This window comes from Algoriphagus jejuensis (assembly GCF_039523455.1).
GTDB lineage: Bacteria > Bacteroidota > Bacteroidia > Cytophagales > Cyclobacteriaceae > Algoriphagus > Algoriphagus jejuensis.
This window is the reverse complement of sequence record NZ_BAAAFI010000010.1, coordinates 56,368-70,585: the sequence shown is the minus strand read 5'-3', so window position 1 is coordinate 70,585 and position 14,218 is coordinate 56,368. Positions and strand designations below refer to the sequence as shown.

At 46.4% G+C, this 14,218-nt stretch carries 9 protein-coding genes; 3 read left to right on the top strand and 6 right to left on the bottom strand.

Annotation, left to right across the window (positions count from 1 at the left end):
• The first annotated feature begins 201 nt into the window (after nt 1–201).
• Nucleotides 202–1,884 (top strand): sulfatase family protein, encoded by a 1,683-nt coding sequence (locus ABD031_RS11230; RefSeq protein WP_343851428.1) that lies wholly within the window; start codon nt 202–204, stop codon nt 1,882–1,884.
• Between the two features lie 246 nt (nt 1,885–2,130).
• On the opposite strand, the gene ABD031_RS11225 is transcribed toward ABD031_RS11230, so the two are convergent.
• The 4 genes from ABD031_RS11225 to thpR form a co-directional block, all read right to left on the bottom strand.
• Nucleotides 2,131–2,940 (bottom strand): universal stress protein, encoded by an 810-nt coding sequence (locus ABD031_RS11225; RefSeq protein ID WP_343851426.1) that lies wholly within the window; start codon nt 2,938–2,940, stop codon nt 2,131–2,133.
• Between the two features lie 208 nt (nt 2,941–3,148).
• Nucleotides 3,149–4,681 (bottom strand): RagB/SusD family nutrient uptake outer membrane protein, encoded by a 1,533-nt coding sequence (locus ABD031_RS11220; RefSeq protein WP_343851424.1) that lies wholly within the window; start codon nt 4,679–4,681, stop codon nt 3,149–3,151.
• 27 nt (nt 4,682–4,708) lie between these two features.
• A complete protein-coding gene (locus tag ABD031_RS11215) occupies nt 4,709–7,783 on the bottom strand; it encodes a SusC/RagA family TonB-linked outer membrane protein (protein ID WP_343851422.1) in 3,075 nt (1,024 codons plus the stop codon).
• A 496-nt stretch (nt 7,784–8,279) separates the two neighbouring features.
• Complete coding sequence (gene thpR / locus ABD031_RS11210; RefSeq protein WP_343851420.1) at nt 8,280–8,828, bottom strand: RNA 2',3'-cyclic phosphodiesterase; 549 nt, start codon at nt 8,826–8,828, stop codon at nt 8,280–8,282.
• 223 nt (nt 8,829–9,051) lie between these two features.
• Here thpR and ABD031_RS11205 point away from each other — a divergent pair, with 223 nt between their 5' ends.
• On the top strand, nt 9,052–9,966 hold the full coding sequence (locus tag ABD031_RS11205) for a universal stress protein (RefSeq protein WP_343851418.1): 915 nt from the start codon (nt 9,052–9,054) through the stop codon (nt 9,964–9,966).
• 269 nt (nt 9,967–10,235) lie between these two features.
• Here the strand turns inward: ABD031_RS11205 and ABD031_RS11200 are convergent, their stop codons facing one another.
• Nucleotides 10,236–11,606 carry an exopolysaccharide biosynthesis polyprenyl glycosylphosphotransferase gene (locus ABD031_RS11200; RefSeq protein WP_343851416.1) on the bottom strand — a complete coding sequence of 457 codons (1,371 nt, stop codon included), beginning with the start codon at nt 11,604–11,606 and terminating at the stop codon, nt 10,236–10,238.
• A gap of 152 nt (nt 11,607–11,758) precedes the next feature.
• Here ABD031_RS11200 and ABD031_RS11195 point away from each other — a divergent pair, with 152 nt between their 5' ends.
• The gene (locus tag ABD031_RS11195; protein ID WP_343851414.1) at nt 11,759–12,430 is read left to right on the top strand and encodes a methyltransferase domain-containing protein; all 672 of its coding nucleotides are present in this window, start codon (nt 11,759–11,761) and stop codon (nt 12,428–12,430) included.
• On the opposite strand, the gene ABD031_RS11190 is transcribed toward ABD031_RS11195, so the two are convergent.
• Complete coding sequence (locus tag ABD031_RS11190; RefSeq protein WP_343851412.1) at nt 12,427–14,214, bottom strand: ABC transporter ATP-binding protein; 1,788 nt, start codon at nt 14,212–14,214, stop codon at nt 12,427–12,429. The two genes, ABD031_RS11195 and ABD031_RS11190, sit on opposite strands and share 4 nt — an antisense overlap.
• Nucleotides 14,215–14,218 lie beyond the last annotated feature (4 nt).

Below are 14,218 nucleotides of genomic sequence, written 5' to 3'. Positions count from 1 at the left end.
TCATTGGAGGGCTGTAGGTGATTCCGGGTTTGCGATATTAGCGAGCAAATTAAATCAATTAGGGCAAAAGCACTAAATTAGGGGTAAATTATTTTTATTGAAGCTTCGATTGGTAGGATATCATGCCCAAGGGAAGAAATGCTACCGAAAGGAATCAGAAAAGCCTAAATTTCGACTGCCTAAATTTAAAACCAATACACTATGCGTAATGCTCTTTTCGGAGGATTGGTATTCCTGATTAGCATCCAGGCGGGCTTTGCCCAGCAGGGGAGCGGCAAGGATACCAAGAGACCCAACATCATCTTCATCATGTCAGATGACCACGCCTATCAGGCGATCTCTGCCTACGACGATCGGCTGATCCAGACTCCAAACATCGACCGTATCGCCGACATGGGGATTCTTTTTACCCAAGCCAGCGTGACCAACTCCATCTGCGCGCCTTCCCGTGCGACTATCCTGACGGGAAAACACTCCCACCTCAATGGCAAGGTAGACAACCATTTTGCCTTTGACACCACCAATGTGACTTTCCCCCAGCTGCTCCAGGACGCAGGCTACCAGACTGCGATGTTTGGCAAGCTGCACTTTGGCAACAGTCCCAAGGGCTTTGATGAATTTAAGATCCTGCCTGGTCAAGGCGCCTATTACAACCCGGAATTTATCACCAAGAACGAAGGCAATATCAAGGTAGAAGGCTACGTGACCGACATCGTGACCGACATGACTCTGGACTGGCTGGAAAAGGATCGCGAGGCGGAAAAACCATTCATGCTGATGTATCTGCACAAGGCACCGCATCGTCCTTGGCTGATGGCGGAGCGCCACATGGAGGAATACACCAACAAGGGCTTCCCGGAGCCGGAGACGCTTTTTGACGACTATGCCGAGCGCCCTGCTGCTGCGGAGGCCGAGATGAATATCCTGGAACACATGAGCTGGGCCGGTGACAACAAGCTTTTCCCAGAAACCATGGACGAGCTGGGCCTGTCGGAGATTGGTCCGGACAAAAACCGATTCAAAAACGATCTGGCCCGATTTACTCCTTCCCAGCGGGAGACTTTCCTGAAGTACTATACCAAAATCAATGAGGACTTCAAGAAAAAATACCCAATGATGTCCGAGGAGGACATCATGAAGTGGAAGTACCAGCGCTATATGCAGGACTACCTCGGCACGATCAAGGCCGTGGATGAAAACGTCGGGCGATTGCTTGACTACCTGGAGGCGAATGACCTGATGGAAAACACGATCATCGTCTATACCTCTGATCAGGGCTTTTATCTCGGCGAACACGGCTGGTACGACAAGCGGTTCGTGTACGACGAGTCTTTCAAGACTCCCCTACTCATGGCTTGGCCAGACCGTACCAAAGGAGGCTCGACTTCAGACGAGCTGGTGCAAAACCTGGACTTCGCCCAAACCTTCCTAGATGCGGCGGGTGTCAAGGCTCCCAAGGATATGCAGGGCGAGAGCATGGTACCGCTCCTGACCGGAAATGAGAACAAATGGACGCGCGACGAAGTCTATTACCACTACTACGAGTATCCGGCCGAGCACATGGTGCAGCGTCACTATGCGCTCATCACCCAGGAGTACAAGCTGGTTCACTTCTACTTCCCCGAAGACAAATGGGAACTTATCGACCGCAAAAAAGACCCCCTAGAGCTTCACAACTTCTACGATGATCCAGCCTATGCAAAGGTTCGCAAAGAGCTACACGCCCAACTGGACAGGGTGCGTAAGAAGTATAAGGACAGTACCGAGATCAGCCAAGGCTATATCGACCGGCTGATCGAGGATGCCGAAAACGGAAAACTATATGGCGCCTCCAAGGCAAAAGTGGACGCTGTCATCCAACGCAGCCGGGAAAACAAGAAGTAGTATTGTCCTTTGAATCGATCTTTAGACCCGCTAGTTTTCGAAAACTGGCGGTCTTTTACGTTTTCACCGCGTCCGGACATAGGCTCTTCGAGGTTTGTAACCTGTAAATCTTATCAAGGGAATTATCATCCATTCCCCACATTCAATCTTCAGACTATTGCGAGATATTTACTATTTGATAAAACCTCAAAACAAAAAGTGTGGAAAAGCAAAAACTTCGTTGAGCGGAGAAATAGAAACCGGAATTTAGTCTATGGTATTGTACAACACCAAGAGCGGATACTGAGTGACAGCGGCCATCTCCCGGGTAAAGTGCCGCTCGAACAGTCCGCCGTTTTCGCGGGCGACCATTGCGATCATTCCCGTATCCCCGTTTTTGTCGAGGTAAAAATTAATCCCATCCATTACATCATTTGCAAATACCGTAATACGTTCGGTTTCGATCTCATCACTAAACCGAGAAATAAGGGCATTACGCTCCAATTCTTGATCGAAGCCCAAACTTGTGTCCTTGGGTCGGACGTTCATCACCCTTAATCTAGGCTCGATCATCAAGGAGACGATGTCCTTCAAGACATCAAAAGAACCGTCGTTTTTCACTTCTTGCAGATCAGAGGCAAAGACTACTCTATTCTTGCCCATTTTGTTGAAATTCTCAAACCGCGCTGTAGCCGGAATAACAAAAACTGGTGCCTTGACGCGACCAAGCACTTTAATCGTGTTACTTCCCACTAAGATTCGCTTCAGGCCAGTCGCCCCTTTGGTACCCATGACAATGAGGTCTGGAATTATATTTTTTGCCAGGCCTTCAATTGATTGAATAAGACCGCCTTTCATAACCAGGGATTCGCATTTGAGGTCAGCACCAAAGGACGCATGTAGTTTCGCATCCAGCTGTTTAAGTTTTTGATCCGCCGCTTCTTGATCTTCATTTGCCTCCAACGAGTGGAGGATCGTTACCCTAGCCGAAACTCGCTTTGCAATTTCGGCAGCAAACAAAAGAGCATTAAAAGCAGCATCTGAGAAATCGACAGGTACGATGATAGACTTAAGCATAAAAGTAGTTTTAAGGTGGAAGACTTAAATATATTGATTTCCGACAAAGCTGAATTATAGTTTTTTGGATTTAGAAATTACAAAACAAGCACAAAGGCCTTCATTTGATGCTTCACGCGGACTTTAAGCAAGTTGTGTTCGGGATTTAGCAACAAAAAAAGTCCGACCCTTGCGAGTCGGACTTTAGTGGTTTTAAGTCAATCTGGAATTAATATCCAGGATTCTGCGCGATAGGAGCAGTCGTGTTAGATTGTATCTCTTCCAATGGAATTGGCCATATAAACAGGTCGCTGGAATAAGGAAGATCGTGGCTTGTCAGAATTGTACGGTTTGTGGTGTAGAAATCTACATTGTTGACCGAACGAGATTGAGCCTTTAATGGTATACCTGCCATCAAACCAGCTCCTGAAAGCCTGTGGATATCAGCCCATCTACGGCCTTCTGCCAAGAACTCGATTCGACGCTCCTGATAGATCGCAGTCAATACGCCGGCCTGTCCACCAAGACCGGCAGCTGTAAATGATGGAACAGTGTCAGGAAGTGCACGGTCTCTTACTGTATTCAGCAAAGCTACCGCAGCATCCAAATTACCCAATTGAGCGTTTGCTTCAGCGGCGTTCAATACCACTTCAGAGAATCTCAAGATCACGTTTGGATCGGTTCGAGTAACGTAGTCGATGTATTTGGCACTGTAGATACCTGCCGCGTTTCTTTCAGTCAAGCCAGAACGTCTGGTATCTTCTGCATGCCAGAAGTCAGATCTCCAGATCAATGGGGAGATCTTCACCAAACCACGTCCACCGTTTGCGGGGTTGCCATACATCGCTGGCAATGCACCGTTCACAGTACCGTTGGAAGCTTCTGAGTTCAGGAAAGAGAAGATGTTGTCAGAGCTGGTTCCACCTCTGAAAGGAGTAGCAGGATTTGGAGTGACCGCGTAAAGCGCCTTGATCTTCTCATACTCTGCCAGTACACCAGCCCAGTCTTCTTTGTGAAGCAAAACTCTGGTCTTAAGGGCGATTACCGCGCCATAGCTAACTCTGGAAACGGTTCCTTTGCCAGATCCCAGGGCAGTAGCCGCAGCGTCGAGATCAGCCAAAAGCTGTGTGTAGTCTTCACCTACGGTACCACGGGGAACTGCTTCTCCCTCTGGAACTTTAGGTACGTCATTGATCGCGAAAGTTCTGTATGGAACTCCTGGATCATTCGGATCATCTGAGATTGGTCTGGCAAAGTGAACCAACAGTTCATGGTGGGCCAAAGCTCTCATGAACAGCATTTCACCTTTGTAGGCATTGCCTTTCTCAGCAGTCAACACACCGCTTGCTACAGCAGGATCCAGGTTTTCCAGGATGATATTCGCTCTATTGATCATTCTGTATAGTGAAATCCACATCCCGTTGTTGTTGGCAGTCTGGGGATTATAGCCGTTCGCATAGGTGATTTCATAGAAAGCCTGGTCATTGTACATGTCCTCGCCTCTCATGTCACCCTGCTCCACGTTGGCAGCGCCGAAAGGGTATCCTCTTCCGTTGACCACAGAGCCATTGTAGTACCCACGCTGAGCGGATTCATACACGCCCAATACCGCTGATTCAATTCTTGCAGCTGTCCCAAACGCTTCCTGATCAGGGATCAGGTTTGCCGGAGTCAAGTCAGTCACGTCGCAGGAACTGATCACACCCATCATAGCCGCGCTGGCTAGGACAAGTTTGAAATTTTTTATAGAAAACTTTGTCATTTTAATTCTTCGTTTAGGAGATTGAAATTAGAACCCAACGTTTAGACCCAAAGTATAGGTACGGATTACCGGAGCTACGTTCCAGTCCACACCGAATTGTCTCTGACCAGAGTACTGGTTAGACTCGGGATCCAATCCAGAATAGCTGGTGAACGTGAACGGATTCTGAACCTGCGCAAAGAATCTTGCATTGGAGATCGCACCGTTGAACGCTGAAGTCAACGCAGCAGCCGGCACAGTGTAACCAATCACGATATTCTGGATTCTTACAAAATCACCTTTCTCAACAAATCGGCTGTTGGATGCAGAGTTTTGCCAAGTGTTGGCATCACGACCGGAATACAATCTAGGAACGTCTGTCACCTGACCGCTTTCAGTCCATCTGTTTAGGATAGAAGCGTGGTTGTTGGAGAATCCAAGTCCCATCAAGCCTCTTACTGATTCGTTCATGATGTAGTTTCCTCCAGAGAATCTGGCGAAGATTTCAGCATCCCAGTTGCCATACTTGAAGGTATTGCTCCACCCACCTTGCCACTTTGGAAGGGTATTGCCAAGGAAGAATTGTGTAGGGGCAGTTCCTGCAGTCGCGACATCTCCAGGATTAGCCGGATCATACGCTCTCCAAGAAGATGCTCCTTGTAGTTGTACGATGTTCTCACCGCTGTAGTACATTACGTTACCGTTAGCTGCGTTTACTCCAGCCCACTTAAAACCGTACAGTTGCGCGATAGGTCCACCTACTTCTGTTCTGTTGTAGGTGTTGGTCAACGGTTGAACCAGATTGGTTACTTCATTTTCGATGAAAGTGATGTTGAAATCGGTATTCCAGGAGAATTTACCTCTGTTGATTACATTGGAAAAAGCTCTTAATTCCAAACCTGAGTTCACCATGGTTCCTACGTTTTGGTTGATGCTGTTGTCAGGCACACCCAAAGATGGTGCGGTAGGAGCAGCCAAGATCAAACCATCCACGTCATTGTTGAAGTAATCAGCAGAGAAGGTCACTTTACCGATGGTCATATCCAAACCGATATTGAACTTCTTCGAAGTTTCCCACTGCAGACTTCCGTTAGCTACTTTAGAGTATCCGATACCTGCGCCTGCTCCACCCAATACCGGGGAGTAACCTCCGAAGGCAGCGAATGCGTCAATACCTGTGTTACCTACTTCAGCGTAAGAAGCTCTGAATTTCAAATCAGAGATCAATTCAGAGTTGAAGAATGCTTCGTCAGAAAGTCTCCATCCTACAGATCCTCCGAAGAAGGTACCACGCTTGTTGTCACCAACCAAGTCAGAGATACCGTCGTTTCTTACGGTGAATGAAGCCAAGTATTTACCCAAGTAGCTATAGTTCAATCTACCGAAGTAGGAATCAAAGCCCTGCTCAGTATAGCTACCACCTGAAAATTGGTTGTTGTAAGAACCTGAGATCAGGTTTTGCATTCTGTAGAAGTTGTCAGAGAAATCAGTTCCCTCTGCCGAAAATCTATAGTAGTTGGTAAACTGGTATTCCAAACCACCGGTCACGTTGATGTTGTGATCTTCTGCAATAATCGTCTGATAGTTCAGGGTGTTTTGCCAGTTCCAACGGAACGCCGGGCTGTAAGCCATGTAAACGGAACCGTTAGAGCTACGACCGTCACCGTGTCTTGGATCCAAAGACTGGAAGTCATCTGCCAAGGTCAAATCGACACCGATCTGAGTTCTTGCAGTCAGACCATTGATGATGTCCACCTCACCGTATGCTGCACCCAACAGTCTGTGGGCACGGCTTCTGTAGATGTTGTTATCCAACACGAAACCGATGTTTGGAATGTTGTTGTCCGGACCGGCAAGGTTATTACCCCATCCAGTGGTAGATCCATCAGGCTGCACGTTGTATCCATCAAATGCGGTATTGGCAGCATCATAGATCAACACGTTTGGCAATGCGCGGGTAGCGTTGTAGATCGCGCCGGAAAGTGAGTTTGCACCGTTGTTCAAGCCGTTGATCTCAGTCAAAGAATAAGAAAGAGAATTTCCGATTCTTACTTTTTTGGAAATGCTGTGATCGATGTTAGCTCTGAATGAGTAGCGCTTCAGGTCATTGGCCACGATCGGAGATTCCTGATCTGTAAAGCCCATAGAGAAGAAGTACTTGGTAGCCTCAGAACCTCCCGCGATGGACAGGTTGTGCTGCTGGGTAAATCCATTTCTGAAAACGATGTCCTGCCAGTCGGTATTCTCACCTGGTCGGGCGTTACCGGTAGCGTTAGGATTAGTGTTTATTACTTTTTCGTTTGCGATGGTTACGAACTCATCACCAGTCAATAGCTCGAATCTTTCAACTTCTTCGTTGATACCCATTGCCATGCTGTAGTTTACTTTGGCTTTGCCGGTAGCGCCTCTTTTGGTAGTGATCAAGATCACACCGTTTGCGGCTCTTGAACCGTAGATCGCTGAAGCCGAACCGTCCTTTAAGATCTCGTAGGATTCGATGTCAGCTGGGTTGATGTTTGCAAGTGGGTTGGATGCGTTGACAGCGGATCTGTCGTCATCTACCACCGGTACGCCATCGATGATTATCAATGGGCTAGCGCTGGAGCTGATAGAGTTCACACCACGGATACGGATGATTGGTCTAGAGCCCAATACGCCACTTGGAGTCGTCACTTGCACACCTGGCGCACGGCCGGCAAGCTGTGACTCGAACGATGGGGTTACAAGGTTCTCGATATCCTCACTGTTGATGGAGGTCACCGAACCAGTGATTTCTCTTCTTTCCTGGGTACCGTAGCCTGTTACGACTACCTCATTCAGGACTTTCACGTCTGTGTCCATCACCACATTGATAATCGAGTTGGATCCGATGGGCATTTCTTTGGTCAGGTAACCCACGAAGCTGAACACGAGCGTCGCAGCATTGTCCGGCACGGAGATCGAATAAGATCCGTCCAGATCGGTGATGGTACCTTGGGTGGTGCCTTTGACCACCACACTGGCTCCTGGTACACCTTCTGGCTCTTCGGCTGAGGTGACCCTACCAGTGATCGTTTTGGATTGCGCGAGTACTGACACGATAGTCAGAAAACTCAATGCAAAACCTAATAAAACTTTCTTCATAGGTTTTTGATTTAGTTTTTTTAACATTCAGAGCGCTAATATCAGACGTTATAACACAAGGAAACAAATCTCAAAAAGAGCCTTCATTTCAAGGAACTTGAAATTTTATTTTGAGAAAAAGACCTTTTAACAAATTTTGACGTTTTGAAAAATATTCCGATCTTGCTTAAGCTGGTAAAATGTGGCGTTAGTTTAGGTAAGACAAATAATATTTTTTGATACGCCTCATAGTATTATTTAAATTCTGCATATCTAAAAAGTCCAATTTTTATTCTCCAAAGTTTTATAATTATTAATAAAATAATATTTGGATAATATACCGAGCCATGATCAATTTCAGTCGAATATTCTGAATTGATTAAAATCAACGGTCATGAATTCGAAAGGAATAGGAATGGAAGGTTAATTTCTCCAAATTTCCTAAAAGTTGACTTTTTTTGAAAAATCTTCATTTTTATAGTCTCATCAACGGTAAAAAATAGAATATCCCTAAAAATTAGCCTTTAAAGGGTAGCGAACACTGCGAAATCCATACCCTTTCGATTCGCTTGAGGAGTGTTAGTTCTGCCGCAGAATATTCTGTATCGATGCGATGCTCCTTTACTTTTTCAAGGACGTCTGAAAAATGACTCGGTTTTAAGTCCTTAAACGCAACGGTCATGTGCGGGTGAAAATTACGGTCACTCAATTCGTCCACGAGGTGGAGCTGCTGTTTGCAGAAGAGGTTGAGCTGGCGCTGAAGCGCCAGCAGCGGTTCAGATTTTTCGATCCCCAAGTAGACCACCCGTTTGCCAAAACTACCGACCCCTGAGATCTTCACTGTAAAGGGCGCTTGGTGCCTAAGATGTTCTTCCAATCGCTCAACAAGTTGACTTTCTTTGGATTCGTTGTAGTTAAAAGGCATCTTGAGCGTGATGTGGGGAGGAGACTTGAGCGCGTACTTGATTCCAAACTCATCCCTGACACGAAGTTTAATATCATTGGCTTTACGGAGAATTTCGGCAGGGGGGACGAGAGCCAGGAAGTATTTTTGAATCACTTTCATCTGCTTATATTTAATTTCAACAGCCGAGCCGATAGCGGAAGAACTCTGGATCGTTTGATATTCGTCCGAATTTATTTCGACTGGGTGATTCTTGCCTGCCACAGGTTGGCAAGATTTTACCCCGATAAAATTACCCAGAAAACATTCTCTTTGGCCCATTCTAAAAAATCTGTTCGAATTACTCAATCAATCTTTTAACTTAAGGCAATTAAAACTTAAAACTATGAAATTCTTTTCCAAGGCCATGATAGGTCTCGATCTCACCGAAATGGATGACATCTTGATCAAAAAAACGGCAGTATTTATCAAGTTTTTAGGAATAGAAAAATGTTACTTTCTCCATGTAGCCAAAAACCTGGAAATCCCAAAGGAGATACTTGATCAATATCCCGATCTGATAGCCCCCACCGATGAGTCTGTTGAGAAGATTATCAAAAGCAAGCTGAAAGAATATAATTTCCCTGAGGATATCGAGACGGAGGTTTTTGTGGAAGAGGGAAGTCACCCGCTGGATACTTTTCTTCGATGGGCAAAGCTCAAGGATGTGGATTTGGTCGTGATGGGAAGAAAGGATACGCTGGCCGGCAATGGCGTATTAGCGGATGGAGTTGCCAAGAAAGCGCCCTGCTCTGTCTTGTTGGTCCAAGAGCAACGGCCGATTAAGTTTCCCAAGAAGATCCTCATCCCAACCGATTTCTCTCCGCATAACCATATGATTTATGAATTTGCGGAGCGGATCGCTGAAAAACTCGATGCTGAGCTGGTCCCGCTGCACCTTTATGAAGTTCCGCATGGCTATTCAAAGACCGGAAAATCCTTTGAGGAATTTTCGGAAATCATGAAAGAAAATGCCCAGGATGATTTTAAAAAGTTTGTCAGCAAACACGATTACAAAGACCTGGAATGCGAACTGATACTGAACGACGGCAAAAATCCCGGTATGCTAATCTTAGATTTTGCCCGGGAGATCGACGCGGATATGATTCTCTTGGGGTCAAGGGGCCGCACTCGCTCGGCGGCAATCCTTCTGGGAAGTACGGCCGAAAAACTCATACATGTCAATAAATACCTCCCGATGCTTATCTTTAAAAAGAAAGGAGAAACGATGGGATTTTTTGATGCCCTATTTAAACTTTGACAGACTCACTTCTTCGAATACAAACCTGAACGCAGTAACGCCCTCCCAAATTTTTCTCGGAGGGCTTTTTTGAAAAAAGATACGAAGGTGATTTGCTAAATGAGACTCCGGTACGATCAGAGTGTCAACAGACCAGAGAATCAATTCCCAGGATTCGGAGAGTCATTCCCGAGAGGAGAGCAAAATTTCGAATGTCCCGGTTTGAATTGATTCTTCGGGCAGACTTTCTTTCAAAAACTTCAATGCCAATTCTCCCTCAAACAAAGCATTCAATACGCGTTCTCTCGGTGAAACAACAACTCTCTGACCGTGTTTGCCATAATGCCTATATCTAGGAGAAATGACCAATTATTTACATAAAAGGAGTCCAGCCTCACTCTCGATCGAATCTGAAAGGAATTCTCGATCTCTCCCCGGAACCCCCTCACCTGCGCCAATCCGGTGATTCCCGGCCGAATCTTGTGTCGGGAATTGTACTTTACCAGCTGAGTTTTGAAGGATTGATTCATCGGAACTGAATGTGGTCTAGGTCCTACGATAGACATATCTCCCATCAATACATTCAGAAATTGGGGCATTTCGTCTAGCGAGGTTCTACGAAGGAAAGCTCCAATCCTCGTGACTCTCGGATCATTCTTCGTCGCCTGCAAGGTGTCCGCGTAGTCATTTGGGGTCATCGATCTAAATTTCAGGCAATCGAACACCTTGTTATTTAACCCATTTCTTTTTTGAACAAAAAAGATCGGACCCCGGGACTCCAGTTTGATCAAAATTCCCACCAAAGGGATAAGCCAAGAAAGGATAAAAACCGTAGTCAAACCCGCGAACACCACATCAAAGGCTCTTTTGCCGAAACTATTCAGCGCATTGTCCAGCGGTATTTCATTGACATTGATGACATGCAGATCCCCATACTTCGAAAAAGAGAGGTTTTTTTCCAACTGGAGACTTCTTCCAGGGATCATCTTCACCTTGATGTAGTTTTCATCGGCAAATTCGATGATTTTTTTGACCAGCGTGACATCCAATAGGTCTTGAATATAGATGATATGCAGCTTCAACCCCGGCGCCTCTTTGAAAAAATCATCTATTCTTCCCCGGGTTTGAGCGCAGTCAGCCTGATCATCAAAGTAGCCCAGAAACTTGATCCCAAAGTCTTTTCTGATTCGGAGTACCTCCGCCAATCTTGGACTCGTTCCGCATCTACCGACGATGATGGCGTTGTGGCAATCGTTCCCTTTGGCCCGGTATTTCCTGAGCAGCAGATGAACAAGTACGCGATACATAGCCATAAAAATCCCCAAAACCATTCCAAGTCCTAACAGCGGCACCCAACGAATGGGGATATGCTGAATAGGCGTCCAGAGAATCGCAGTAGCAGCCAAAAACCAAAAAAGCGTAATGCCAAGCTTCTTAAGTGTCAGGTAGTATTCGTCAGTTCGCCCGATATCGAAGTCCTTTCGCACATAAGAAACCAAGATCCAAACAAAGGCCAGGAAAAGGAAAACGGAGAACTCAGCATCTACAACAAGACCGATAGACTGAAACAAAAGATTGGCTACAGTCAGGGAAACCAGAGAAACCAAAAAATCACCCAGCGTAAAGAGCCATGGGAAACAAGTGTCAATTAATCTCTTCATAAAAATATTTTCGCCCGAATTATCACAAAAATCACAAAAATAGAACAATTTTGCCTCGGAATTCAAAGTTTTGCGGGTTAAAATTAAAATAGAAATCCTGTAAGCTGATTACTTTTGAATCTATTTGTACCCCAACTGCCTTAAGGCTACTAATGAGTATTCTAAACGATCTTTTTGCTCCATCGGATAATCCTAAATCCATTGGCGCCAAATTCAGAGCAAGACGACTTAAAAAATTTGAAAAACTTTTTTTCAAAAATTTCGATCCCGAAAAACCCCTCCGTATCCTAGACGTCGGCGGCACAGATTATTTTTGGAAAAGTAGTCTGATTCCCAATATTCCCGGAGTAACGATCACGCTGCTGAATCTCCATCTGGAAAAAACCACTCATCTCAACATCAAAGCCCAGGTCGGAGATGCCACCGCCATGCCAGAATTCGGCGACAAGAAGTTTGACCTCGTGTTTTCAAATTCTGTCATCGAGCATGTGTATACTTTTGAAAACCAAATGAAGATGGCCAATGAAATCCAGCGGGTAGGCAAATGCTATTTCATTCAGACTCCAAACAAGTACTTTCCAGTGGAGGCCCACTACGCGATTCCCTTTGCTCAGTATCTCCCCAATCGGATGGTTTTCTTTTTTCTGACCAAAACCCGGCTCAGCCGAATGACCAAATGGAAAGAAGCAGACGCACAACAATACCTGGATGAAATCCGACTATTGGATATAAAAGAGATGAAAACGCTTTTTCCAGGCGCTAAAATCCTAAAGGAAAAAACCTTGGGAATGGTCAAATCACTGACCGCACACAACCTTCGCTAATCTGCAAACTGCAGACGAACCAAGTTGGCGTAGAACCCGGCTTCATTTTCAAGCAGCTCCTTGTGACTGCCTTGCTCCACGATTTCCCCGCCGCTGAGCGCATAGATTCGGTCTACTTTACGGATCGTTGCCAGTCGGTGCGCGATAATTAGCGTCGTTCTCCCTTTCATCAGTTCGTCCAATGCCTGCTGCACCAGCGACTCGGATTCAGCATCCAGCGATGAGGTTGCTTCGTCCAAGATTAGGATAGCGGGATCCTTCAAGATGGCTCGGGCGATCGCCACCCGCTGCCGTTGCCCTCCAGAGAGCTTCACTCCCCGCTCTCCTACGAGGGTATCCAGCCCTTGGGGAAACTGGGAGATAAACTGCCAAGCATTGGCCTTTTTAGCGGCCAGGATGATCTCCTCCTCGGATGCCCCGGGCTTGGCATAGCCTATATTTTCCCGAATCGATCCACCAAAAAGCAATACTTCCTGAGGCACGATTCCGACTTTGCTTCGCAAAGCCTTGAGATCCCAGTCCCTGACATCCCGGTCATCGATTAGAATCTGTCCTTTTTCTGCCTCATAGAAGCGGAGCAAAAGCTGAATCACCGTCGACTTACCAGCTCCAGAGTGCCCTGCCAAGGCCACTTTTTCTCCTGGCTGTATCTGAAAAGAAACCTGCTTCAGCACTTCCATCTCAGGACGTGTTGGGTAGCTAAAGCCCACCTGTTTGAATTCGATCTTGCCCAAAAATTTGTCCACCGTGAGTCCGGCTTCGGATTCCGCCTCTTCATCCATGATCTCCAGGACTCGCTCGGAGCTGCCGATCGCCTTTTGCACCTGACTATAAATATCGCCCAGCCCCGCAATAGAGCCCCCGATGAAGGTGGTGTATAGTACAAAAGAGACCAGCTCGCCGACGCTCATCTGCCCCTCAGCGACAAGACTCGCGCCATACCACATCACCGCTACGATCCCCCCAAACAGTGCAAAAATAATAAAGGAGATAAAAGCTCCGCGATACTTTGCCGTAGTCAGCGCCACTCCCACTACAGAATTGAGGCCTTTGCCATAGCGGGCAGACTCGTAGGCTTCGCCGACAAAGGACTTCACTGTGCTAATGGATTGCAGAGTTTCCTCGACGATTACATTGGCAGCAGCCAGTTCATCTTGAGTTTTCTTGGAGAGGTTTCTGATAAATCTGCCAAAAACCATGGCGATCAAAACCAAAACCGGAAAAGTCCCTAGCATAAAAACCGTCAGCTTAGGCGTATTGTACAGCAAAAATCCGATACCTGCTACCAGCGTGACCACTTGGCGGAAAAGTTCAGCCAGCGTAGTGGAGAACGTGTCCTGAAGCTGACTGACATCTGCGGTAATCCTGCTGATGAGTTCTCCGGTCCGCCGCTTGTCAAAGAAAGTCATCGGGAGGCGTACCAACTTGGAATACAAAGCCAGTCGGATATCGCGCATGGATCGCTCTGACACCAGCGCGAAAAGCCAAACTCTGAAAAAAGAAAAAATACTCTGAACAGCCAGGATCCCGACTAGAATCCAGGCAATGGAGTTGACGTCATTGACAATCCAACTGGTCCCCTGCGCGGTATCGATCAGCTTGCCTGCGACAAAAGGAAATGTCAGCAAGGTCAGCGAGGAGAAAAGCAGAAACACCAATCCCGAAAAAAAAGCCCATCGGTACGGTAATAAAAATCTAAAAATCCCCCCAAGCTTACTGAGGTTCTGTTTGTTTAATTTTCTTTTCTCCTCCGGATCTAGGGCAGTCCCTCGTTTCTTGGCCATTAGT